20 protein-coding genes are annotated in these 23932 nt (G+C 70.5%); 12 read left to right on the top strand and 8 right to left on the bottom strand.

Going from position 1 to position 23932, the window contains the following annotated elements:
• Positions 1 to 6 precede the first annotated feature (6 nt).
• From ACTWQA_RS16415 to ACTWQA_RS16405, 3 genes are read left to right on the top strand one after another with little or no spacing between them, the layout of a single operon-like run.
• A complete protein-coding gene (locus ACTWQA_RS16415) occupies positions 7 to 771 on the top strand; it encodes an ATP-binding cassette domain-containing protein (RefSeq protein ID WP_443160074.1) in 765 nt (254 codons plus the stop codon).
• Positions 768 to 2030 (top strand): sugar ABC transporter permease, encoded by a 1263-nt coding sequence (locus tag ACTWQA_RS16410; RefSeq protein WP_443160073.1) that lies wholly within the window; start codon positions 768 to 770, stop codon positions 2028 to 2030. Before ACTWQA_RS16415 ends, ACTWQA_RS16410 begins: the two co-directional genes overlap by 4 nt.
• A 35-nt stretch (positions 2031 to 2065) precedes the next feature.
• The gene (locus ACTWQA_RS16405; protein WP_443160072.1) at positions 2066 to 3271 is read left to right on the top strand and encodes an ROK family transcriptional regulator; all 1206 of its coding nucleotides are present in this window, start codon (positions 2066 to 2068) and stop codon (positions 3269 to 3271) included.
• Positions 3272 to 3276: 5 nt separating this feature from the next.
• Here the strand turns inward: ACTWQA_RS16405 and ACTWQA_RS16400 are convergent, their stop codons facing one another.
• From ACTWQA_RS16400 to ACTWQA_RS16390, 3 genes are read right to left on the bottom strand one after another with little or no spacing between them, the layout of a single operon-like run.
• Positions 3277 to 4029 (bottom strand): neutral zinc metallopeptidase, encoded by a 753-nt coding sequence (locus ACTWQA_RS16400; protein WP_443160071.1) that lies wholly within the window; start codon positions 4027 to 4029, stop codon positions 3277 to 3279.
• A 44-nt stretch (positions 4030 to 4073) separates the two neighbouring features.
• A complete protein-coding gene (locus ACTWQA_RS16395) occupies positions 4074 to 4886 on the bottom strand; it encodes a neutral zinc metallopeptidase (RefSeq protein ID WP_443160070.1) in 813 nt (270 codons plus the stop codon).
• A gap of 56 nt (positions 4887 to 4942) precedes the next feature.
• Positions 4943 to 5797, bottom strand: a complete 855-nt coding sequence (locus ACTWQA_RS16390) for a neutral zinc metallopeptidase (RefSeq protein WP_443160069.1) — start codon at positions 5795 to 5797, stop codon at positions 4943 to 4945.
• Between the two features lie 159 nt (positions 5798 to 5956).
• Between ACTWQA_RS16390 and dxs the strand changes: the two genes are divergently transcribed.
• Positions 5957 to 7837 (top strand): 1-deoxy-D-xylulose-5-phosphate synthase, encoded by a 1881-nt coding sequence (gene dxs / locus ACTWQA_RS16385; RefSeq protein ID WP_443160126.1) that lies wholly within the window; start codon positions 5957 to 5959, stop codon positions 7835 to 7837.
• Here the strand turns inward: dxs and ACTWQA_RS16380 are convergent.
• Positions 7785 to 8420, bottom strand: a complete 636-nt coding sequence (locus tag ACTWQA_RS16380) for a DedA family protein (RefSeq protein WP_443160068.1) — start codon at positions 8418 to 8420, stop codon at positions 7785 to 7787. The two genes, dxs and ACTWQA_RS16380, sit on opposite strands and share 53 nt — an antisense overlap.
• Positions 8421 to 8529: 109 nt before the next feature.
• Between ACTWQA_RS16380 and ACTWQA_RS16375 the strand changes: the two genes are divergently transcribed.
• The gene (locus ACTWQA_RS16375) at positions 8530 to 9999 is read left to right on the top strand and encodes an amino acid permease (RefSeq protein ID WP_443160067.1); all 1470 of its coding nucleotides are present in this window, start codon (positions 8530 to 8532) and stop codon (positions 9997 to 9999) included.
• 15 nt (positions 10000 to 10014) lie between these two features.
• Here ACTWQA_RS16375 and ACTWQA_RS16370 read toward each other — a convergent pair whose 3' ends face one another.
• From ACTWQA_RS16370 to ACTWQA_RS16360, 3 genes are all read right to left on the bottom strand, one after another.
• Entirely contained in the window at positions 10015 to 10395 is a 381-nt protein-coding gene (locus tag ACTWQA_RS16370) for an SSI family serine proteinase inhibitor (protein ID WP_443160066.1), read from the bottom strand.
• An 88-nt stretch (positions 10396 to 10483) separates the two neighbouring features.
• Complete coding sequence (locus tag ACTWQA_RS16365; RefSeq protein WP_443160065.1) at positions 10484 to 12571, bottom strand: 3-hydroxyacyl-CoA dehydrogenase NAD-binding domain-containing protein; 2088 nt, start codon at positions 12569 to 12571, stop codon at positions 10484 to 10486.
• Positions 12568 to 13731 carry a thiolase family protein gene (locus ACTWQA_RS16360; protein WP_443160125.1) on the bottom strand — a complete coding sequence of 388 codons (1164 nt, stop codon included), beginning with the start codon at positions 13729 to 13731 and terminating at the stop codon, positions 12568 to 12570. The genes ACTWQA_RS16365 and ACTWQA_RS16360 overlap by 4 nt, the downstream gene beginning before the upstream one ends.
• Positions 13732 to 14027: 296 nt before the next feature.
• Here ACTWQA_RS16360 and ACTWQA_RS16355 point away from each other — a divergent pair, with 296 nt between their 5' ends.
• Positions 14028 to 15479 (top strand): LCP family protein, encoded by a 1452-nt coding sequence (locus ACTWQA_RS16355; protein ID WP_443160064.1) that lies wholly within the window; start codon positions 14028 to 14030, stop codon positions 15477 to 15479.
• 3 nt (positions 15480 to 15482) lie between these two features.
• Here ACTWQA_RS16355 and ACTWQA_RS16350 read toward each other — a convergent pair whose 3' ends face one another.
• Positions 15483 to 16214 (bottom strand): SDR family NAD(P)-dependent oxidoreductase, encoded by a 732-nt coding sequence (locus ACTWQA_RS16350; RefSeq protein WP_443160063.1) that lies wholly within the window; start codon positions 16212 to 16214, stop codon positions 15483 to 15485.
• Positions 16215 to 16399: 185 nt separating this feature from the next.
• Between ACTWQA_RS16350 and ACTWQA_RS16345 the strand changes: the two genes are divergently transcribed.
• The 6 genes from ACTWQA_RS16345 (at position 16400) to ACTWQA_RS16320 (ending at position 23928) form a co-directional block, all read left to right on the top strand.
• Complete coding sequence (locus ACTWQA_RS16345) at positions 16400 to 16963, top strand: TetR/AcrR family transcriptional regulator (protein WP_443160062.1); 564 nt, start codon at positions 16400 to 16402, stop codon at positions 16961 to 16963.
• A gap of 206 nt (positions 16964 to 17169) precedes the next feature.
• On the top strand, positions 17170 to 18378 hold the full coding sequence (locus ACTWQA_RS16340) for a hypothetical protein (protein WP_443160061.1): 1209 nt from the start codon (positions 17170 to 17172) through the stop codon (positions 18376 to 18378).
• A gap of 189 nt (positions 18379 to 18567) precedes the next feature.
• Positions 18568 to 19563, top strand: a complete 996-nt coding sequence (locus ACTWQA_RS16335) for a LacI family DNA-binding transcriptional regulator (protein WP_443160060.1) — start codon at positions 18568 to 18570, stop codon at positions 19561 to 19563.
• Complete coding sequence (locus ACTWQA_RS16330) at positions 19560 to 20333, top strand: sugar phosphate isomerase/epimerase family protein (protein WP_443160059.1); 774 nt, start codon at positions 19560 to 19562, stop codon at positions 20331 to 20333. The genes ACTWQA_RS16335 and ACTWQA_RS16330 overlap by 4 nt, the downstream gene beginning before the upstream one ends.
• Positions 20334 to 20365: 32 nt before the next feature.
• The gene (locus ACTWQA_RS16325; protein WP_443160058.1) at positions 20366 to 21262 is read left to right on the top strand and encodes an alkaline phosphatase family protein; all 897 of its coding nucleotides are present in this window, start codon (positions 20366 to 20368) and stop codon (positions 21260 to 21262) included.
• A gap of 83 nt (positions 21263 to 21345) precedes the next feature.
• On the top strand, positions 21346 to 23928 hold the full coding sequence (locus ACTWQA_RS16320) for a PEP/pyruvate-binding domain-containing protein (RefSeq protein ID WP_443160057.1): 2583 nt from the start codon (positions 21346 to 21348) through the stop codon (positions 23926 to 23928).
• Positions 23929 to 23932 lie beyond the last annotated feature (4 nt).

Raw genomic sequence — 23932 nt, 5'->3', positions numbered from 1 at the left:
AGCCCCATGACCCCCCTGCTTGAAGTGCGCGGGATCGACAAGAGCTTCGGTCCGGTGAAAGTCCTGCACAACGTCGAGCTCTCGGCGTACCCCGGCGAGGTCACAGCGCTCGTCGGCGACAACGGCGCGGGCAAGTCGACGCTGGTCAAGTGCATCGGCGGCATCTATCCGATCGACGCGGGCGAGGTCCTGTTCGACGGCCGCCCGGTCGTGATCCACACTCCCCGCGACGCGGGCGAGCTCGGGATCGAGATCGTCTACCAGGACCTGGCGCTGTGCGACAACCTCGACATCGTCCAGAACATGTTCCTCGGCAGGGAGCGCAAGAGCGGGCTCCTGCTGGACGAGGACAGCATGGAGGAACTGGCCGAGAAGACGCTCAGCAGCCTGTCCGTGCGTACGGTCAAGTCCATCCGGCAGCAGGTCTCCAGCCTGTCCGGCGGGCAGCGGCAGACCGTCGCCATCGCCAAGGCCGTGCTGTGGAACAGCAAGGTCGTCATCCTCGACGAGCCGACCGCGGCGCTGGGCGTCGCCCAGACCGCGCAGGTGCTCGAACTCGTCCGCAGGCTGGCCGACACGGGCCTCGCCGTCGTCCTCATCTCCCACAACATGAACGACGTGTTCGCCGTCTCCGACCGGATCGCGGCGCTCTACCTCGGCAGGATGGCCGCACAGGTCAAGACCTCCGACGTGACGCACGCCCAGGTCGTCGAACTGATCACCGCGGGCCGCAGCGGGGATCTCGGCCTCAAGAACGGGGTCACGCCATGATCAAGGTCAAGGAACTCCCCGGCGAGGCCATCGTCACAGCGACGCAGGCCCCGTCGATCAAGAACAGCTTCCGCGCGTACATTCAGCGGGTGCGCGGCGGCGACATGGGAGCGCTGCCCGCCGTGCTCGGCCTGGTCGTGCTCTGCGTGGTCTTCGCCGTCGCCCGCCCGTCCTTCGTGACCGCGGGCAACTTCGCCAACCTGTTCACCCAGGGCGCCGCCGTCACGCTCATCGCGATGGGCCTGGTGTTCGTGCTGCTGCTCGGCGAGATCGACCTGTCGGCCGGCTTCGCCAGCGGCGTGTGCGCGGCGGTGCTCGCCGTCACGCTCACCAGCATGGGTCTGCCGTGGTACGTGTGCGCGCTGGCCGCCATCATCACCGGCGTGATCATCGGGACCGTGCTCGGCACGCTGGTGGCCAAGGTCGGCATACCGTCGTTCGTCGTGACGCTGGCCGCGTTCCTCGCCTTCCAGGGCCTGGTCCTGGTGCTGGTCGACGAGGGCACGAACATCTCCATCCGGGACACCGTGATCGTCGCGATCGCGAACAGGAACCTGCCGCCGTGGCTCGGCTGGGCGCTGTACGCCGTGTCCGTGGCGGTGTTCGCGGCCGTGCAACTGCTGCGGGCCAGGAAGCGGGCCAAGCGCGGGCTGGTGGCCGACCCGCTGTCGCTGATCGCCTTCCGCGTCGGGGCGCTGGCGGTGCTGGCCGGGGCCGCGGTGTTCGTGCTCAACCTGGAGCGCAGCCGCAACCCCCTGCTGGTCTCGCTGACCGGCGTGCCGATCGTGGTCCCCGTCATCCTGGTGCTGCTGGTCGTGTGGACCGTGATCCTGCGGCGCACCGCGTTCGGCCGCCATCTCTACGCGGTCGGCGGGAACACCGAGGCCGCCCGCAGGGCGGGCATCCCGGTCGACCGGCTCAGGATCAGCGCGTTCGTGATCTGCTCCTCGATGGCCGCCATCGGCGGCATCGTGGCCGCTTCCCGCGCCAGCTCCGTCGACCCGAACACGGGCGGCAGCTCCGTCCTGCTGTACGCGGTCGGCGCCGCGGTCATCGGCGGAACGAGCCTGTTCGGCGGGAAGGGCCGGGTGCTCGACGCCGTGCTCGGCGGCGCCGTGGTGGCCGTGATCGAGAACGGCATGGGTCTGATGGGATACGGGGCGAGCGTGAAGTATCTGGTCACGGGGTCCGTTCTGCTGCTTGCCGCAGGCGTGGACGCCTTGGCGCGCAAGCGGGCGGCTGCCGCTGGGTTAAGGTGATCGGCGACCAGCAGCCCCTGAAGGAACCCCAGCCCATGCGTGCCGGCCCGTCGCAAGAGGACATCAGACGCCACAACCTCGGCGCGCTGCTGCGTCATGTCCACCTCGGCGGGCCGATCTCGCGTGCCGAGCTGACCTCGAAGATGGGGCTCAACCGCAGCACGATCATGGCCCTGACCTCCGATCTCACCGCCGCCGGGCTGGTGCGCGAGGAGCTGCCCCGCGAGACGGGCCGCGCGGGCCGGCCCTCGCTCGTGGTGCGCCCCGAGTCGGCGCGTGTCTACGTGTTCGCCTTCGACGTGGGTCCCGACCGGCTCGCCGTCGCCCGGGTCGGTCTCGGCGGGGTCATCCTCGACCAACGGGAGACCGTCCGGCGGCGGGGTGCGTTCGAGCTGGAGGAGCTGATCGGCGAGCTGGCCGGGTTCGCCCGCCAGATGCGGCGCAAGACCAGGGACGACACGGTCTGCGTCGGCGCGGCGGCGGCCGTGTCGGGCGGCGTGCGCAAGGCCGACGGCGTGGTCATGTTCGGGCCCAACCTGAAGGCCGAGGAGGTGCCGTTCGGCGAGGAGCTGGGCCGCAAGCTGGGTCTGGGGCTGCCGGTCAGCGTGGGCAACGACGCCAACCTGGCCGCGCTGGCCGAGCACAGCCGCGGCGTCGGCGTCGCCGTCCGCGACCTCATCTACCTGCACGGCGACGTGGGGATCGGCGGCGGGATCATCGCCGGAGGGCATCTGCTCGGCGGTCACGACGGCTACGGCGGTGAGATCGGCCACATGGTGGTCAACCCGGGCGGCCGGGCGTGCGGCTGCGGCTCGCACGGCTGCCTGGAGGCGGAGGTGGGGGAGCGGGCCCTGCTGGAGGCGGCCGGCCGGTTCGGGGCCGGGCCGCAGGGGCGGGACGCGGTGCGGGCCGTGGTCGAGGCCGCCGACCGGGGGGACATCGTCGCGCAGGAGGCGCTGAGCCGGATCGGCGAGTGGCTGGGGCTGGGCGTCGCGAACCTGGTGAACATCTTCAACCCGGAACTGCTGATCTTCGGGGGGATGTTGCGTGAGGTCTATCTCGGGTCGGCGGCACAGGTGCGTACGCAGCTGGCGCTGCACGCCATGGCGCCGCAGCGGGAGCGGCTGCGGTTGCGCACCTCGGCGCTGGGGGACGCGGCCACGCTGGTGGGCGCCGCCGAGCTGGCCTTCGCCCACGTCCTCGCCGACCCCTTGGAAGTCCTGGCCCGCGCCAACACCTGATCTTCTCAGGTGACCTTGGCCTTGGTGGCCGTCCACGTGTTGCAGAAGCCTGTGGCCCCGCCCCGATAGCCACGGTCCTGCCAGAACGCCAGGTTCTTCGGCTTGCCGTGGATCTCGCTCTCCTCGGCCCGCCGCACGGCGTCGATCCATTCCTCCCACTCGATCCCGGGCTTGATCGACTCGAGCGTCGCACTGTAGAAGACGCCGGCGAAGCACTCGGCCTGCATCTCAAGACGATGGCTGAGCAGGGTGCGCGCGCTGCCGGACGCCGGCCAGTACAGCGCGCTCTGCGCGTCCAGCACGCCGGTGAGCTGCTGCACGTGATGCCCCCACTCGTGGGCGACGGAGTGCGCCATGTTCATCCTGAAGGGGTCCCGCAGGTCCTGTTTCGTGATGCGGATGACGATCGTGCGCTGGTGCGGGCAGTAGTGGGCGCCGCTGCTGGTGATCTTCCCGCAGACGGAGTCGGCGCCTGTCGTGATCGTCACCTCGGGAGCGCTGTACGTCAGCCCGGCGGCCGCGAAGCGATCGGCCCAGAACCGGTCGGCGCAGCGGGCCATCGCCCGGTGGAAGGCCTTCAGCGAGGCGACGACACCTGCCCGGATCGCGGGGATCGCGCATGTCAGGCGGAGCTGGTCACCGCCCATCACGTCGGACAAGCCGGCCTGGGGAGTGCCCGGCGCCGCCGCCCGGGCCGGCCCCGATAAGAGAAGACCCGCGATCGTGCACGTAGCTGCCGCTACGAGAAGAGTGCGCACGACCGCGGATCATAGATCAATATGTCGGGATTTGTCCTAGAGTCCTAAAGTACGTGCGACTTCGGCGCCTTGAAGGTGTTGCAGCCGCCCGCGGACTCGGTGTCGAAGCCGCGCTTCAGCCAGCGGCCCACGGTGGTGGGCTTGCCGTGCGTCTTCGAGCCCCAGTCCTCCTCGTTCACCCCGATGAGGCCCAGGCCGGCGCCGCTGCCGCCGCCCTTGACGAGGTAGTCGAACTCGGTCTGCCGGCGGCCGAGCGAGTGCCACACGTCGCCGATGAACGCCCCGCTCAGGCACTCGGCCTGCAGCTCGAAGCGGCGCAGCTCGTCCAGCACCCTGGCCTCGTTCTTGCCGTTGTAGCGCGTCAGGCCCTTGAACATGCCCGTGAGCTGCTGGATGTGGTGGCCGTACTCGTGGGCGACGGTCACCAGCAGGAGCATGTCCGACTGCTCCTCGACGAGAGCCGGCTGGACCAGGAGGGAGATCTTCTTGTTGAGCGAGCAGTACAGCGCCAGCGCGCCCGCGGGGTACTTGCCGCATCCGGTCGCCGCGCCGACCTTGGTGACCACCTGGAACGAGGGCTTGCTGAAGGCGAAGCCGGCCTTCTTGATCTTCGGTTCCCAGGCGGCGTTGAGGCAGTCGAGGACCACGTCCATATAGCCCTTGACCTCTTCCGCGCTCCCGGTCAAGACCTTCGGCTCCTCGCAGGTCTCGAGGCCCAGCTCGCCCGTCTTGTAAATCGCGTTCTTGGCCAGGACCGGCTTGTACGCCGGAGCGGAGACGGCGGCCGCAGGGGCCGTGCCGGCGAACAGCACGCTCGCCAGGGCGCCCGCCATGAGCGCCAATCGGGGGATACGCATGGGAATGAACCCTAGTAAAGAGGGAGTTCCAGGTAAAGGAAGATTAAAGCGTGGCGTCAGTTGACATTGCGATGGTTCGCGGCCCACGTGTTGCATGAGCCAGGAGTGCCGCGGTTGAAGCCCCGTGTCATCCAGGCGGCCTGCGTCGGGCCCTTGCCGTGGTCGTTCTGCGGCCACCCCTTGGCGCCGTTCTTCCTGAACCAGTCCACCGTGTACGCCCAGTCCGCGTCGGTGACCAGCGGCGTGCCCTGCATCGTGCTCATGAAGACCGACGAGAAGCACTCGGCCTGCAGCTCCGACTTGCGCGAGAGCATGAGCCGCTGGGCCTTGGTCGCTCCCATCCTGGCCGTCCAGTAGTAGTTCCAGATGCCGGAGATCTGCTGGACGTGGTGGCCGTACTCGTGGGCGATCAGCCGCGTGATGCCCAGCGGGAACGGGTTGCGCAGCTGGTCCCGGCTGATCATCAGGTACATGGTGCGGTCAGTGGAGCAGTAGACGCCGTCGGCGCCGGCGTTCCATGACCCGCAGGGCGTCTTGATCTTGCTGGTGATGATGCGCAGGCGCGGCTTGGCGAAGGGCAGCCCGGCCTTGCGGAACTGGGCGCCCCACGCCCTGTTCAGGCACCCGGTGACGCGGGTGAGGAAACGCCGGTACGCCGTCATGCTGCCGGCCGGCAGGTGACCGGGCGAGCAGTTCACGTCGGCCAGCCGCCCCGTCTTGTAGAGCGGGTTCGCCGTGGCCAGCGCCTTGCCCGGCGCCGCCTTCTTCGCATCGGCGGCCTTCACCGGCGGTGAGACGATCTGTTGGGCCTCGTTGGCCGACTCCGTCGAGGTCGTGGCCACGTCGGCGAGCACGAGCACCAGACCGGCCGCCGCCAGAGCGAGCGCCAGAAGCGCGGCGACGAGTGCCACAAGTTTGCTTATGGGGACGGAGTTCATAGGTACCGAAAGACTAGGTCAAGATCGGACATATGTGGGCGCGTTTGACTCGATGGAGTCAGCGAGGCGTCCGCGAACTACACTCGGGGGGTCGGCGCACAAGAGCAGAGGGGAGTCGGATCCGTGAGCGGGTTGCTGGGCTCGATCAAGGGACCGGACGACGTCAAACGGCTGGCGGCAGAGGAGCTGCCGGGGCTCGCGGGGGAGATTCGTGATCTGCTCGTCGACTCGTGCGCGAGATTCGGCGGCCACCTGGGCCCCAACCTCGGTGTCGTGGAGCTCACCCTCGCCGTGCACCGCGTCTTCGACTCCCCGCGCGACCCGATCGTCTGGGACACCGGACACCAGGCCTACGTGCATAAGCTCCTCACCGGCCGGGCCGCCGGGTTCGCGGCGCTCAAGCAGGAGGGCGGCCTGTCCGGCTATCCGAGCCAGGCCGAGTCCGAGCACGACTTCGTGGAAAACTCCCACGCCTCGACCGCGCTGTCCTACGCCGACGGCCTGGCCAAGGCGTTCAAGGTGCGCGGCGAGCACGACCGGACGGTCGTCGCGGTGATCGGCGACGGCGCGCTGACCGGCGGCATGGCCTGGGAGGCGCTCAACAACATCGCCGCCGGCGAGGACCTGCCGGTCGTGATCGTGGTCAACGACAACGGCCGCTCCTACTCGCCGACGATCGGCGGGCTCGCCTCCCACCTGTCCTCACTGCGGGTCAACCGCCGCTATGAGGACTTCCTCGACTACGTCAAGGACAAGATCGGCAACGTTCCGCTGCTCTACGACGCGCTGCACGGCGTGAAGAAGGGCGTCAAGGACGTGCTGGCGCCGCAGGTCATGTTCGAGGACCTCGGGCTGAAATACCTCGGCCCCATCGACGGCCACGACGAGCAGGCCATGGAGGCCGCCCTGCGTAAGGCCCGCGACTTCCGCGGCCCCGTCATCGTGCACGCGGTCACCCAGAAGGGCCGCGGCTACACGCCGGCGGAAAACCACGACGAGGACCAGTTCCACGGCCCCGGACCCTTCGACAAGGTCACGGGCCAGGAGAAGCCCAAGGGCCGCATCTGGACCAACGTGTTCAGCGAGGAGCTCGTCCGGCTCGGCAAAGAGCGGGACGACATCGTCGCCATCACCGCGGCCATGCTCCACCCGACGGGGCTCAACGCGTTCGCCGAGGCCTACCCCGAGCGCATCTACGACGTGGGCATCGCCGAGCAGCACGCGCTGACCAGCGCCGCCGGGCTGGCGCTTGGCGGCATGCACCCGGTCGTGGCCGTCTACGCCACGTTCCTCAACAGGGCCTTCGACCAGCTCCTCATGGACGTCGCCCTGCACCGGCTGCCGGTGACCGTCGTGCTCGACCGGGCGGGCGTCACGGGTGACGACGGCGCCAGCCACAACGGCATGTGGGACCTGTCCATCCTCCAAGTGGTTCCCGGGCTCAGGATCGCGGTGCCGCGCGACGGGGACCGGCTCACCGAGTTGCTGCGCGAGGCCGTGGAGGTCACCGACGGCCCGACCGTGCTGCGTTTCCCCAAGGGCCCCGTGGCCGAGGCGGTCGAGCCGGTCGGCAAGCTGGGCGAGATGGATCTGCTGCGCGCCCCCGTGGGAGAGCCTGACGTGCTGCTGGTCGGTGTGGGGCCGATGGCGCAGGTCTGCCTGGACGCGGCCGTCCTGCTCGACGCCCAGGGCATCGCGGCCACCGTGGTCGACCCGCGCTGGGTCAAGCCGCTGGACGAGGCGCTCGTGCTGGCCGCGAGCGCGCACAAGCTGGTGGCCGTCGTGGAGGACAACGGCCGGGTCGGCGGTGTGGGCGACGCCGTGGCGCGGCTGCTGCGCGACGCCGACGTCGACGTGCCCGTGCGCACCTACGGCATCCCGCAGGAGTTCCTCAACCACGCCAAGCGGGCGGCGATCCTCGGCCAGATCGGACTGACCGGCCAAGACCTCGCCCGCCAGATCACCGAGGCCGTCGCGAAGCGGACCTCCCACGTGGAGCCTGCCCGCCACTGATCGCCCTGCGGACCGCGGCGGAGATCCCCAGCACGACGATCACCGCCGCGGCCGCGATCGGCACCAGCCACTCAGCGTGTTGCCGCGCCACGCCGCCCGCCACGGCGCCGAGCGTGACGTACGCGCTCACCCAGGCCGTGCTGCCGACCATCGCCCACGGCATGAACGTGCGATAGGGCATACCGACCGTGCCCGCCACGGCCGGGGTCAGCGCGTGCAGCACCGGCAGGAAATACGCCAGCGCCAGCGCCCATCCCTTGCGCTCGAACAGCTGCTCCGCGCGCTGCCACCGGGCCTCGCCGACGCGCCGCCCAAGCCGCCCGTGCCGCAGCCGGGTCCCGTACCGGCGGCCCAGGAAATAGCCGCCCGAGGCGCCTGCGAAGCACGCCAGCATGCCCGCGCCGATCAGCGCCAGCGCCTCCGGCGCAGTGTCCGCGCTGGCGCCCGCGACCAGCAGCAGGGTGTCGCCCGGCGTGATCAGGCCGACTCCGACCGAGGCGTCCAGCGTCAGGAAGACCAGCAGGAGCAGCATCACCACGCCGAGGTCTTGCCTGGCCAGAGTGTCGAGCAGACCATGAGACATAGTCCAGGACCGCTACCCCGATCCAGGAGGATCATCGGGAACGTCACGGAACCATCCCCGTCAAGGAATCAAGGAATGATCGCCTAGCGTATGGGAAGGATCACTGGCCGTGGAGATTTTTCGTACGAAGTCCGTCGAGCAATCGATCCGTGACACCGAGGATCCCGAGCATCAGCTGCGTAAACGCCTGACCGCCACGGACCTCACGGTCTTCGGCATCGGCGTGATCATCGGCACCGGGATCTTCGTGCTCACAGGAACGGTCGCGAAAGGGCTGGCGGGGCCGGCGGTGGCGCTGTCGTTCGTCGTGGCGGGCATCGTCTGCGGGCTGGCCGCCCTGTGCTACGCCGAGTTCGCCTCCACGATCCCGGTGGCCGGGTCGGCTTACACGTTCGCCTTCGCCACTCTGGGCGAGTTCCCCGCCTGGGTGATCGGCTGGGACCTGCTCCTGGAGCTGGCGCTGGCGGCGGCCGTGGTGGCGACCGGCTGGTCCGGCTATTTCGCCTCGATGCTGGCCTCCGTCGGCATCCCCCTGCCGGAGTCCATCGCCGGGGCGAACCCCGTGGTCAACGTCCCCGCCGTGCTCATCATCGCCGTCCTCACCGCGATCCTGGTCGCCGGCATCAAGCTCTCCTCCCGGGTCAACCTCGTCCTGGTGGTCACCAAAGTCGCGGTGGTGCTGCTCGTCATCATCGCCGGGCTGTTCTTCATCCGGGCCGCCAACTACACGCCGTTCATCCCCGAGGCGGTGTCCACACCGCGCGTCGGCGGACTGAACGCGCCGCTGATCCAGGTGCTGTTCGGGATCACGCCGGTTGCCTTCGGCGTGATCGGCATCTTCACCGCCGCGGCGATCGTGTTCTTCGCCTTCATCGGCTTCGACATCGTGGCCACCGCTGCGGAGGAGACCCTCGAGCCGCAGCGGGACGTGCCCCGCGGCATTCTCGGCTCACTGGCGATCTGCACGTTCCTGTACGTCGCTGTCTCGCTGGTCGTCGTGGGCATGCAGAACTACAGCCAGCTGAGCACGTCCGCGCCACTGTCGGACGCCTTCCGGGCCGTCGGGCACCCGTGGCTGGCCACGATCATCAGCGTGGGCGCGATCGCCGGCCTGACGACCGTGGTGCTGGTGCTGCTGCTGGGCCAGACCCGGGTGTTGTTCGCGATGTCCCGCGACGGGCTGATGCCGCGCGCGCTGGCGGCGGTCCACCCCCGGTTCGGCACGCCGGCCAGGCTCACCGTCGTGATCGGCGTGGTGACGATGGCGCTGGCCGGTTTCGTGGACTTCGAGGAGCTGGCCGAGTTGGTCAACATCGGCACGCTGTTCGCCTTCGTGGTGGTCTCGATCGGCGTGGTCGTGCTCAGGCGCACCCGGCCGGACCTGCCCCGGGCCTTCCGCGCGCCACTCGTGCCGGTGCTGCCGATCCTGTCCGTGCTGGCCTGCATTTACCTGATGCTGAACCTGCCGATCGAGACCTGGCTGCGGTTCCTGATCTGGATGGCCGTCGGCGTGGTCATCTACTTCGGCTACAGCTACTGGCACAGCAGGACGGCCGCGCCCGTGAAGGGCGGGCGATAGCCCGCCCCGCACCGGTCAGGAGAGCAGCTTCCCGCCCGCGGCCTGCATCACGCAGAAGTTGCGGTATCCCTTGCTCCACTCCACCTTCTTGCCGCGCCAGGTGCCCGTGATCGCCACCGCGTACGGCTCGAGCTTCTGGTCGCAGGTCTCGTCCGCCGGGACGTGGATCTGGTTGAAGTCGCCCCCGATCTTGCGGATCACGTCGCAGGCTGCGCGTGGGTGGGGATGGGTGCCGCCGTCGGGACCGCAGTGGAGCGTGCCGCCCCGCGCCGGGCTGCCCTTCGTAGCGATCGCGATCTTCAGTTTGCCCTTGGGTGGGCGGGCCGCCTGCGCGGCGGGGGACGAGCACGCCAGGAACGCCGCGCAGAGCGCGATCGTACCGATCGTTCGCATCATGATTACCCTCCGTTCGTCGTGCGGCACCAAACGCTACGGAGGTGAAGGTCATGAAAAGCGGGGGCCCGGGTCGGGCCCCCGCAAAGAATCAGGCGGGGAGTGAGGCCACACCCGGAGGAAGGAACCGGGGCTGGGCGATGCCGGTCCTGTCCAGATAAGGCGTGATGCCCCCCAGGTGGAACGGCCAGCCCGCGCCGAGGATCATGCACAGGTCGATGTCCTGCGGCGCCGCGACCACGCCTTCGTCGAGCATGATGCGGATCTCCGTGGCCAGCGCCGTCAGGACGCGTTCGCGTACCTGCTCGGCGGTGGACGGTGCGGCGCCGCCCGCGAAGAGCGCCACCGCCTCCGGGTCGAGCGTGAAGTCGGGGCGGTAGACGCCCGGCTTGCCCGCGGCGACCAGCTTGGCCATGTTCTCCGAGACGCCGAAGCGGTCGGGGAACGCCTCGTGCAGGGTCTCGGCCACGTGCAGGCCGACCGCCGGGCCGACGAGCTGCAGCAGCGCGAACGGCGTCATCGGCAGCCCCAGCCCGTCGAGCGCGTGCTCGGCCACCTCCAGCGGCGTGCCCTCGTCCACCGCCGCGACCACCTCGCCCATGAAGCAGGTCAGCAGCCGGTTGACCACGAACGCCGGAGCGTCCTTGACCAGCACCGACGACTTCTTCAGTGACTTGCCGACGGCGAAGGCCGTGGCCAGCGTGGCGTCGTCGGTCGCCGCGCCCTTGATGATCTCCAGCAGCGGCATGACGGCGACCGGGTTGAAGAAGTGGAACCCGACCAGCCGCTCCGGGTGCTTCAGCCCGGAGCCCATCTCGGTCAGCGACAACGAGGAGGTGTTCGTGGCCAGCACGCACGTCGGCTCCACGACCGCTTCGACCTCGCTGAACACCTGCTTCTTGACCGCCATGTCCTCGAACACGGCCTCGATCACGAAGTCGGCGTCGGCGAAGGCGTCCTTGGTCAGCGAGCCGGTCACCAGGGACCTGAGCCGGTTGGCCTGGTCCTCGCTGACGCGGCCCTTGGCGAGGAGCTTGCCGACCTCGGCGCGTACGTACTCCATGCCCTTGTCGAGCCTGGCCTGGTCGAGGTCCGTCATGACGACGGGCACCTCGAGGCGGCGGGCGAACAACAGCGCCATCTGCGAGGCCATCAACCCCGCACCGACGATGCCGACCTTGGTGACCTTGCGGGCCAGCGACTTGTCCGGCGCGCCCGCGGGCCGCTTGGCCCGGCGCTGCACCAGGTCGAAGGAGTAGAGCCCGGCCCGCAGCTCGTCGCTCATCAGCAGGTCGGCCAGCGCCTCGTCCTCGGCGGCGAAGCCCTCGTCGCGGGTGGCGGTCTCGGCCAGGGCGATCAGGTCGAGCGCCCGGTAGGGGGCGGGGGAGGCGCCGCGCAGCTTCATGTCCACCAGGAAGCGGGCGTCGCCGACGGCCTTCTCCCAGCCGTCGTGGGAGCGGCGCTCGACGCTCACCTCGCCCTGGAGCACGCGGGCGGCCCAGCGCAGCGACTCCTCCAGGAAATCGGCCGGCTCGAACATCGCGTCCGCGACGCCGAGCTCGAACGCGTCCTTGCCCTTGATCATGCGGTTCTGCGCCAGCGGGTTCTCGACGATCAGCTTGATCGCCTTCGCCGGGCCGATCAGCCGCGGCAGCAGCTGCGTGCCGCCCCAGCCCGGCACCAGGCCGAGGAAACACTCCGGCAGCGCCACCGCGGGCACGCCGGAGGAGATCGTCCGGTACGTGCAGTGGAGCGCCACCTCCAGGCCGCCGCCCATGGCCGCGCCGTTGACGAACGCGAACGACGGGATCGGCAGCTCGCCCAGCCTGCGGAAGACGTGGTGGCCGAGCGCGCCGATGGCCAGGGCCTCCTCGCGCGAGGCCATCTGGGCCGCGCCCTTGAGGTCGGCGCCGACGGCGAAGATGAACGGCTTGCCCGTCACGCCGACCGCGGCCAGGTCGGTGCGCCCGGCGATCTGCGACAGCGCCTCGTTCAGCGCGAACAGGCCGTGCGGGCCGAACGTGTTGGGCTTGGTGTGGTCGAAGCCGTTGTCCAGCGTGATCAGCGCCATCGTGCCCGCGCCGTAGGGCAGCTGCACGTCCCGCACCAGCGCCTTGGTGACGACTTCGTCGGTGTTGCGGTCGCTCAGCAGCGCCCGCCAGGTGTCTATGTTGCTCACGCGAGGTTCTCCCAGATCACAGTGCCGCCCATGCCCATGCCGACGCACATCGTGGTGATGCCGTAACGCACGTCGGGACGCTCGCCGAACTGCCGGGCGAGCTGCGTCATCAGTCGCACGCCCGAAGAGGCGAGCGGGTGGCCGTAGGCGATCGCGCCGCCGTAGGGGTTCACGCGGGGGTCGTCGCCGTCGATGCCGAAGTGGTCGAGGAACGCCAGGACCTGTACGGTGAACGCCTCGTTGATCTCGAACAGCCCGATATCCGAAATATCGAGATTCGCCAGCCGGAGCGCGCGTTCCGTGGACGGGATCGGGCCCACGCCCATGACCTCGGGGTCGACGCCCGCGAACGCGTACGACACCAGCCGCATCTTCGGCGCCAGCCCGAGCTCCTCGGCGGCGTCCTTGGCGGCCACGACGCAGCCGGTGGCGCCGTCGTTGATGCCCGAGGAGTTGCCCGCCGTGACGTTGCCGTGCGGCCGGAAGGGCGTCTTGAGCCCGCTCAGCCCCTCCATCGTGGTGCCCGGCCGCGGCGCCTCGTCCTCGACGGCCAGGCCCCAGCCCTTCTCGGCCGTCCTGATCGCGGTCGGGACCAGGTCGGGCTGGATCTTGCCGTCGGCGTACGCCTTGGCCGCCCTCTCCTGCGAGAGCACCGCGTATGCGTCCGCGCGCTCCTTGGAGATCGACGGGTAGCGGTCGTGCAGGTTCTCCGCCGTCATGCCCATGACCAGCGCGCTCGGATCGACCAGCTTCTCCGACAGGAAGCGCGGGTTGGGGTCGACCCCCTCGCCCATCGGGTGGCGGCCCATGTGCTCGACGCCGCCCGCGATCGCCACGTCGTACGCGCCGAACGCGATGCCGCCCGCGACCGTGGTGACCGCGGTCATCGCGCCCGCGCACATGCGGTCGATGGCGTAGCCGGGCACGCTCTTGGGCAGCCCGGCCAGCACGGCCGCCGACCGGCCGATGGTCAGGCCCTGGTCGCCGATCTGCGTGGTCGCGGCGATGGCGACCTCGTCCACGCGCTCGGGGGGCAGGTTGGGATTACGCCGGATGAGCTCGCGGATGACACGGACGACCAGGTCGTCGGCGCGGGTCTCGGCGTACAGTCCCTTCGGCCCTGACCTGCCGAAAGGCGTGCGCACGCCGTCGACGAACACGACGTCACGAGAGGAAGGCACGGATTCGCTCCTCGCTGCTGGAAGGGGTTCCACGCTTATGCTACTCGTGAGTAACTAGTCCGCGTCCCATGCCCGCCCCAGGTCAGGTGATGGAGGAGTGGCGGAAAGGTCATAGTCTCCCGGGCCGCGGACAGGCGAACTGAGCGTGGGGGCGGTGGACAAGTAGTGATGTGCCGTCGGGGACCCCCTGGTTGTGGCTATGCTTCGCGATCATGACGCAGGGGGTGGACCGCGTGAGAGGGCGACCCGGCGATGCGGATACTCGCGTCGCCCCCGTGCCGCGCCGGTCCAGGAAGCTCGACCCCCGGCCGCGCAGGAACCCGCTGACGCCCCTGGGCTGGGTGAGCGTGGCGCTGACGTTTGTGCTCGTGGCCACCACGTTGGCCGCGTACGCGTACTACCGCAGCATCGACGGCAGCATCCGCCGCGACCCCATCATTCCCGGCCAGAGCCGGCCGCCGGATACGGGGGCGCTCAACGTGTTGCTCGTCGGCTCCGACTCCCGTGAGGGCGACAACAAACAGTACGGCCCCAAGTCGCAGGGGCTGGGGGAGCGCACTGACACGATCATGTTGCTGCACATCTCCCCGAACAGGGACAAGGCCACCATGATCAGTTTCCCCCGCGACTCCATGGTGGCGATCCCCGAGTGCCAGGGCAGGAACGGCGCCGTGCTGCCCGGCGGGATCCGGCAGATCAACTCCGCCTTCAACGACGGCGGCATCAACTGCACCATCAAGACACTCGAATCGCTCACCAACATCAAGATCAACCACTTCGTGAAGGTCGACTTCACCGGCTTCAAGGGCATCATCGACGCCGTCGGCGGCATCGAGATCTGCCTGCCCAAGCCGGTCAACGACCCCAAGGCGAAGCTGGTGCTCCCCGCGGGCAAGCACGTGGTCAACGGCGAGCAGGCGCTCGGCTACGTACGCACCCGCTACGCGCTGGGCGACGGCAGCGACCTGAGCAGGATCCAGCGTCAACAGGTGTTCCTCACCCAGGTGCTGAAGAAGGTCACCGACGGCGGCCTGCTCACCAACCCCATCAGGCTGGACGGGTTCCTGCGCTCCGCCGCCGCCGCGGTCACCGTGGACAGTGAGCTGACGTTCGAGCGGATGCTGGAGATCGCCAACAGCGTCAGGGGTCTGACGGCCAAGGAGCTCAAGGGCATCACGGTGCCCGTCGAGGCGTATCCGGGGGACAAGAACCGGGTGCAGTTCAGCCAGCCGGCCGCGAAGAACTTCTTCGAGGCCGTACGCAGCGACGTCGAGGTCACCGCCACCCCGACCCCCGGCACGTCCGCCACGCCGAAGATCGAGCACGAGCTGGTGCGTGTGCAGGTGCTCAACGGCACCGGCGAGGCGGGCAAGGCCGTCCAGGTGGCCGACGAGCTGGCCGCCCAGGGCTTCGCCGTCATCGAGGTCGGCAACGCTCCCGCGACCGCGACCACCGCGATCCGCTACGCGAAGAAGGACGCCCAGGACGGACCGGCCTACGCCGACGCGGTTGCCGTCCGGCTGTCCCAGGACAAGCGGACCGCGGTGGCCGGCAAGGTCAAGCCGGTCAACGCCCAGCCGTACAAGTCCAAGGTCGCCGAGCCGCCCGACGGCCCGATCGTCCAGCTCGTGATCGGGGCGGACTGGCCGGGCGTGCGCGTGCAATCGGCGATCCCGGACTCGCTCAAGGACAAGGTGGTCGACTCGAGCACCAACCCGTGCTTGTGAGCCTCAGGCCGTGACGCCTGCGTCGACGGGGATCGAGGCGCCCGTGATGTGGCGCCCGCCCTCCCCTGCGAGGTAGGCGACGGCGGCGGCGATGTCGTCGGGAGAGCAGTACGTGCCGAGCGCGGTGTAGCGCCGCTCCTCCTCCGCCTCCGGGGTGTCGGCAGGGTTCATGTCAGTGTCCGTGGAGCCCGGGTTGACCAGGTTCGCGGTGATGCCGCGCGGTCCCAGATCTCGAGCCAGACCCTTGACGAGGCCGGCCAGCGCCGACTTGCTCATCGCGTACGCCGTCCATCCGGGATAAGGCACCCGCTCGGCCAGGCTGCTGCCGATGAGGACGATCCTGCCGCCCCGCCCCATGTGCCGGGCGGCCGCCTGCGCCAGCACGAACGCAGCCCTCGGGTGGACGGCGAGCAGCCGGTCCACCTCCTCGAGCGTCACCTCCTCCAGCGCTCCGTACGGCGCGATCCCGGCGTTGCTCACCAGCACGTCGAGCCGCCCCAGCTCGCGCACCGTGCGCTCCACCGCCTCGACCAGCGCGCCGGCGTCGGCGGCCTCCGCGCGCATGCCGAGGGCGCGCCGGCCGGCCGCCTGGACCTCCTTGGCCACGGTGGCGGCCCGGTCGCTCGCGTTCTGGTACGTGATCGCCACGTCGAATCCGTCGCCGGCCAGCCGCCGTGCGACGGCCGCGCCGATTCCCCTGCTCCCGCCCGTGACCAGGGCGACCTTTCGGATCATGCCATCCTCCAAGAACCGGAATGTGTTCCGGTTCGACCCTAATCGGAACGCATTCCGCATGCAAGTGATGCCAGGATGGAGATCGATCGTGAGAGGGTCCGGGATGGCGCGAGGGCAGCGACCGTGACGCGAGAGGGCGGAGACTGTGACGCGAGAGGGCGGACCGTGACGCGGGAGGGCAGACCGTGAAACGCGAGCGCACCGACGCGGCCCGTAATCGCGCGAAGATCCTCGCTGCGGCCGAGGCCATCGTCGCCGACCGGGGAGTGGGCGGCTTGTCGATGGCGGAGGTGGCCGCGGCCGCCGGGGTCGGCGTCGGCACGCTCTACCGGCGCTTCGGGGATCGCTCCGGGCTGGCGTACGCGCTGATCGACCGGCGGGAGCGGGAGTTCCAGTCCGCCTTCATCGAGGGGCCGCCGCCGCTCGGGCCAGGTGCGGAGCCCGCCGTGCGGGCACGCGCGTTCCTCGACGCACTCGCGGATCGCACGGTCGAGCAGCTCGACCTGCTGGTCATGGCGGAGACGGCGGGGCCGTTCGCCCGGTTCGGCGGCGCGTACGACGCCTATCACGGGCACCTGACGATGCTGATCGCACAGGTGCGGCCGGACGCCGACGCCTCCTGTCTGTCCGACGCGTTGCTGGCGCCTCTGGCCGCGCCGCTGCTGGCGTATCGGATCCGGGAGTGCGGGGTGGGGATCGAGCGGGTGAAGTCGGCGCTCGGCGACCTGCTCAACGGACTCACCCCCTGACGGCCGTCCGGAATACCGCCTGAGGTGGCGTGAGAGCGGGGAGTGACGAATATAACTCTCTGTGATTTTAGGGAAACATGTGAAATATCCGGACAATCAGTGGTCGGGTCTGCTAGGAAAGGGCGCGGTCCGCATTCGTACTAGAGAGGTTCATCGTGGCGCGCGACGAGAACGACAGGCCATACGAGGATGGGCAGGGTAGGTCGTTGAACCCGGAGCTGACGGGTGACGTGCTGTCGCCGCGGTGGAGCACCGATGACACCGACGAACAGCCTGCCATCCAGGTCGTCGGCAACGAGACCTACATCATGCCGCCCAATTCGCTGACCGGTGAGCCGCAGTTGGTGGGCCGTGACGGCGTGCGTGACGTGCTCGACGACGGCCCGGCGGCCTCGCACGATCTGCTGAGCGGCGGGCCTCGCGACCTGGGCGGGGGTTCGCAGGACGTGCTGGGCGACCCCGGTGGCCCGTACGACGTGCTCGGCGGCCACAGCGGTCCCCATGACGTGCTTGGCGGCCACAGCGGCCCCCATGACGTGCTTGGCGGCCACAGCGGTCCCCATGACGTACTTGGCGGCCACAGCAGTCCTCCCGACGCTCTTGGCGGTCCTTACGACGTGCTCGGTGGCCACAGCGGTCCCCATGACATGCTCGGCGATGCCAGTGGCCCGCATGACGTTCTGCCGGAGCACAGTGGACCGCATCAGGTCGAGGACGGCGCCCCGTACCTGCCGCTCGACCGGAGCTACGAGGGGGGTTACACCGACGACCGCGAGGAGGAGCAGACCAAGCGCGGCTTTCTCGGCTCGGGGTGGACCGACGACTCTCCTCGCGGGCGCTCGGGCGGCGACCGGGAGGTGCGGCGCCGCACCAGGAAGCTGCTGGTGGCGGCGGCCGCGGTGGTGCTGGTCGGGGTGGGGGCCGGGTTCATGCTCACCGGCACCTCGTCGGACGACCCGTGCCAGGGCGGCCAGTGTGCCAGCGCTAGGGAGGTGACCGCGCCCTCCGACACCGCGGCTCCCGAGGACACGCCGGCCGAGGAGGCCACTCCCGAGCCCGACGATTCGGCCACCTCGGAGCCGACCGATACCGAGTCCGCAATGCCCACCTCGACGGCCCAGCGGGAGCGGCCGACTCGCGAGCCGGCCGCTCGTCCCACCTCCACCCGCGCCGGCGAGCCGACCAAGAAGGCCACCAGCAAGGCCACCAGGCCGCCGGTGAGCGAGATGCAGGACACGAACCCGGACCCGGACACGGACTCGCGTCCCCAGAGCGGGCAGTCGGACAGCAAGCAGCAGCAGCCCACGCAGCCGAGCAGCAGCCAGCCGGCGCAGCAGCCCACCACCCAGGCGCCCGCGCCGACGCCGACGCAGGAGGAACGGAAGGGACTGCTCGACATCCTCTTCCCCTGGTGACGCTCCCACGGGCCGGGGGATGACCCGCTACGCACCCCGGCCCCCGGCCCCCGGCCCCCGGCCCCCGGCTGCCGGCTGCCGGCCGTCCCGCCCTGGCCGGGGGCGTTCTGTCGTCTGGGGCCCGGGCATGTAAGGATGCGGATCCAGGTGCTGTTCTGGCACACTGGAAACCGCTTTCCGGGAGGTCACGTGGTCACGCTTGAGGACGTCGCCAGGCAGGCGGGCGTCTCGCTGGCGACCGCCTCGCGGGTGCTCAACGGCAGCACCCGCCAGGTTGGCGCGGCCCTGCGAGCGCGCGTCGAGCAGGCCGCCGACGAGCTGGGCTACCGAGCCAACATCGCGGCCCAGACGCTGGCCCGCGGTGCCGGCAACGTCATCGGCATCGTCGTGCACGACCTGACCGACCCCTACTTCGCGGCCCTGGCCGACGGGGCGATGCGGGCCGCGGCCACCGAGGGCCTGCTGGTCATGGTGGGCACCACGCATCGCGACCCGGAGCAGGAGATCGCCTACGTGGCCACGCTCAACGCCCAGCGCGTGCGGGCCGTGCTGCTGGTCGGCTCCCGCGTGGCCGACCCGGCCGTCACCGGGCGGCTCCGCGACGAGCTGGCCCGATACCGCTCGGGCGGCGGCCGGGCGGCCTGTGTCGGTCAGGACCTGCTGGGAGTGGACACCGTCGCGCCCGCCAACCGGGAGGGAGCGGCGGAGCTGGCACGCGCGCTGGCCGGGCTCGGGCACACCCGCTTCGCGGTGCTCGCCGGGCCGCCGCACCTGGTGACCGCCGCCGACCGCTGCGCCGGGTTCGCCGGGGCGCTGGAGGAGTTGGGGCTGCCCGCACCGCACGTGATCCACGGGCCGTTCGACCGCGACGGCGGCTACGCGGCCGCCCAGCAGGTGCGCGAGGACACGACGTGCGTGTTCGCGGTCAACGACGTGATGGCGGTCGGGGCGCTGGCGGCCTACCGCGAACGCGGAATCCGGGTGCCGGAGGACGTGTCGGTGGCCGGTTTCGACGACATCGTGACCCTGCGGGATCACGTGCCGGCGCTGACCACGGTGCGGCTGCCGTTGAAGGCCATGGGTGCGCGGGCGCTGGAGCTGGCACTGGGCGAGGAAGAGGCTGTTGTCGTCGAGCAGGTCGCCGGCGAGGTCGTGTTGCGGGAAAGCGTACGGAGGCTGATGTGAGGCTGGCGGTCAGCACGCTGGGGACGCCCGGCGAGGATCTGGACCGGGCGATCGAGATCGCGACCGGGTCCGGGTGTCAAGGGCTGGAGCTGCGCCTGCACCCGGACACCGGGGTGCACGCCGGGCTGGACTCGGCGGAGCGACGTTCGGTGCGGGAGCGGGTGGAGCGCGCGGGTCTGGAGATCTCCGCCCTTGCCGGCTACGTCGGGATCTGCGAGCCGGGGCCGGACGAGCCGGTCCTGGAAGCGCTCCTCGCCGACCTGCGGCTCGCCGCCGACCTGGGCGCGCCCGGGGTGCGGGTGTTCCCGCGCGGCGACGATCCGGCCGTCGGCGCCCGCAGGCTGAAGGCCGTCTCCGGAACGGCCGCCGCGCTGGGCCGCCGCGTGCTCGTCGAGACGCACGACAGCATGGCCACCTGCGCGGCCGTGGCGGGGCTGCTCGCCGAGGCGGCCTGCCCTGAGACCACGGGAGCGATCTGGGACCTGCTGCACCCGTGGCGGCATGGCGAGTCCCCGGCCGACTCGCTGGCCGCGCTCGGTCCCTACCTGTCCTACGTCCAGGTCAAGGACGCGGTCTCGGCGCAGGACACCACGCCGGTGCCGATGGGCGCCGGATCCGTGCCGCTGGAGGAGGCGGGCGCGTTGCTGCGCGAGGCCGGATACGACGGGTGGGTGTCGCTGGAATGGGAGCGCACGTGGTATCCGCAGGTCGCGCCGGTTGAGGAGATCCTGCCCGGAGCGGCTGACTGGGTGCGGAGGTTCGCCGCTTAGATAGGGGGATGCCCCTACCTAGGAACAAAGTCTTGGTCGTCGGGATGGACGGCCTGCGGTTCGACCTGCTCGCCGCGTCGGGCGCCCCCGTGCTGACCGCGTTGATGTCCACCGGCGCGTACGGCACCAGCCTGCTCCCGTACGGGGAGGCCGGCGCGCCCCGCACGGAGTCGCCCGGCGAGGTCGTGCCCAAGAGCCCGGAGCCGGGGGACGGCGGCCGGGTCATCAAGTCCCGCACCGACTCGGGGCCGGGCTGGTCGTCCATCGCGACCGGAGCCTGGCCCGACAAACACGGCATCGTGGACAACGGCTTCGCCGACCCCCAGTTCCAGAAATTTCCGGACTTTCTGACTCGTGCGAAAAATGCCCGGCCGGACTGCTTGACCTCGGCGTTCTTCTCCTGGGCGGCGCTCGCCGACCACGGCGCGTTCGGTCCGGTCATCGACCACCGGTTCGTGCTGGACGGGTACACCTGCGGCTGGGCCGAGGCCGACAAGCAGATCATCGAGGCCGCCGAGCGGCACTTGGCTCACGACCACCCCGACGCCGTGTTCGTGTACCTGGGCGACACCGACGAGGTGGCCCACGACCTCGGCCCGCACGGCCCCGAGTACGCCGCCGCCCTCCAAGCCCAGGACGCGTACCTGGGCCGCCTGCTCGACACGATCCGCGCGCGGCCGTCGTACCCGGGCGAGCGCTGGACCGTGTTCGTCACCACCGACCACGGACACGTGGACGAGGGCGGCCATGGGGGCACCTCGGACGAGGAGCGCACGGTCTTCGTGATCGCCGCCCGGCTCGGCGAGGACCTGGGCGGCCGCTCGCTCGGCACGCCGCGCCTGGTCGACGTGGCGCCCTCGGTGCTGGCGGCACTGGGGGTGCCGATCGATCCGGAATGGGACCTGGACGGCAGGCCACTGGAGCAGTGAGCACAGAGTTCATCACGTGTTGAATTTCTGCCGAAAAAGCGGGAAACTGAGTGACAGGACGCTGAACGGCTGGAGTGCACTCGATGAACACGGCACTGGACTTCTCCGAGATCGACGGCGGGATGCTGGCCGAGGTGGGCGGCAAGGCCGCCAACCTCGGCGAGCTGACCAGGGCCGGGCTGCCCGTGCCGCCCGGCTGGGTGCTCACCACGGAGGCCTACCGTCAGGTCGCGGACGGGCTGGAGACCGGTGGAGAAGGGCTGGCCGAGCGCGCCAGGCGGCACCTGCTCCAAGCCCCGGTGCCGGCCGCCGTGCACGAGACGATCGTGAAGCACTACGCCGCGCTCGGCCCCGACGTCGCGGTGGCGGTGCGCTCGTCGGCCACGGCCGAGGACCTGCCGTTCGCCAGCTTCGCCGGGCAGCAGGAGACCTACCTCAACGTCGTGGGCGCCGAGGCGGTGGTCGAGGCCGTACGCCGCTGCTGGGCCTCGCTCTGGACCGACCGCGCCGTGGCCTACCGCGAGTCCAACGGCATCGACCACGCCGCCGTGCGCCTCGCGGTGGTCGTCCAGGTCATGGTGGACTCCCAGGTCGCCGGGGTGATGTTCACCGCGAACCCGGTCACGGGCCGGCGGCGCGAGGCCGTCATCGACGCCAGCCCGGGGCTGGGCGAGGCGGTCGTCTCCGGCGCCGTCAATCCCGACCGCTTCGTCGTGTGCGGCGGAGAGATCCTCGAACGCGACGCCGGCGACAAGCGGCTGGCCATCCGCTCCCTGCCCGGCGGCGGCACCGAGCGCGTCGAGACCGCCCACGACGGCCTCTGCCTGACCGACGCCCAGGTCCTCGCGCTGGCCGAGCTGGGCGCCCGGGTCGAGGACCACTACGGCGCGCCGCAGGACACCGAATGGGCCATCGACGCGGACGGCACGCTCTGGCTCACCCAGGCCAGGCCGATCACCACCCTCTACCCGCTGCCGGAGACCACCAGGGAGGGCCTGCGGGTCTTCTTCTCGGTCAACGTGGCCCAAGGCGTGATGGGGCCGATCACGCCTCTGGGGCTGTCGGCGTTCAAACTGATCAGCGGCGGTGCCGCGAGCCTGCCCGGTTACGGCCCCGCCGACCCGCTCGACGGCCCGCCCTTCGTGTCCGTTTCAGGGCAGCGCCTGTGGCTCGACATCACCACCGCCGTACGCAGCCGCCCCGGCCGCGTCATCCTCCCGCGCGCGCTGACGCTCGGCGAGGCCCGCACCGCCACCGTCATGGAGCGGCTGGTGGAGGACCCTCGCCTGTCGCTCGTCCACGCCTCCCGCCGCCCGTTCCTGCGCGCCCTCGCGCGCTTCGCTCACCGCGTCCATGCCCCATCGCGTGTCCTGATGGCCCTGACCAGGCCGGAGAGGGCTCTGGCCGATGCCGCCCGGCTCGGCGGAGAGCTCGACAAGAGGCTCCAGGTGCCCGATTCCGCGACCCCCGCACAGCGGCTGGATCACGCCGAGCGTATGCTGGCCGGCACGTTTCCCACCATCATCTCGATCATGCCCATCGTGATCACCGGGTATGGCCTGTTCGCGCTGGCGTCCAAGCTGTCCGGTGTGCCGCTGGCCGAGATGCAGGACGTGCTGCGCAGCGTCCCGCACAACCCGACCACGGAGATGGACCTGGAGTTGTGGGCCCTGGCCACCCGTATCGAGCCGGAGCCGTTCAAGGAACTGCCGGTCGCCGAGCTGGTCCGCCGCTACAAGGAGGGCGGCCTGCCGCCCGTCGCGCAGCGCGAGATCACCGCGTTTCTGGACAAATACGGCCACCGCGGCGTCGCGGAGATCGACCTGGGCGTGCCCCGATGGTCGGAGGAGCCTGCGCACATCCTCGGCGTGCTGGCCAACTACCTGCGCATGGACCTGCAGCGGGATGGGGGCGCCGACCTCGCTCCTGCCGCGCTGTTCGCCAAGGGCGCCGAGCAGGCGCAGGCCGCCATCGCGCACGTGGTGACGCAGGCCCGGCGCAGGGCCCGCTGGCGGGGGGCCGTGGCGCGGTTCGGGCTCCGGCGCACCAGGAAGTTCGCCGGCCTGCGTGAGCTGCCCAAGTTCTACCTGGTCAAGACGCTCGCCGCGGTGCGGCACAGCCTCTTCGCGGTCGGCGAGCACCTGGTGGGGCTCGGTGTGCTCGACGCGGCCGAGGACGTGTTCTTCCTGGACCTGCGGGAGGTCAGGTCCGCGCTGGGCGGAGGCGACCTGCGGGGGGTCGTGGCCGAGCGGCGGGCGGCGTACGAGCAGGAGCGGCGCCGCAGGCACGTCCCCCGAGTCCTGCTGTCCGACGGCACCGAGCCGGAGGCGCTGGCGGTCGCCGCCGCGGACGGCGCGCTGATCGGCACGGCCGCCTCGGCGGGCACCGTCACCGGCGTGGCCAGGGTGGTGCTCGACCCGGTCGGCGCGCACCTGGAGCCGGGCGAGATCCTGGTCTGCCCGTCCACCGACCCCGGCTGGACGCCGCTGTTCCTCACGGCCGGCGGCCTCGTCATGGAGATGGGCGGCGCCATGTCGCACGGCGCGGTGGTGGCCCGCGAGTACGGCATCCCCGCTGTCGTCGGCGTCCCCGACGCCACCCACCGCATCACCACGGGCGAGGAGATCGAAGTGAACGGCGCGGCGGGCACCGTGACGCTACTGTGATCAA

The organism is Nonomuraea sp. 10N515B (assembly GCF_052245915.1).
GTDB lineage: Bacteria > Actinomycetota > Actinomycetes > Streptosporangiales > Streptosporangiaceae > Nonomuraea.
This window is presented reverse-complemented; position numbering and strand designations above follow the sequence as displayed.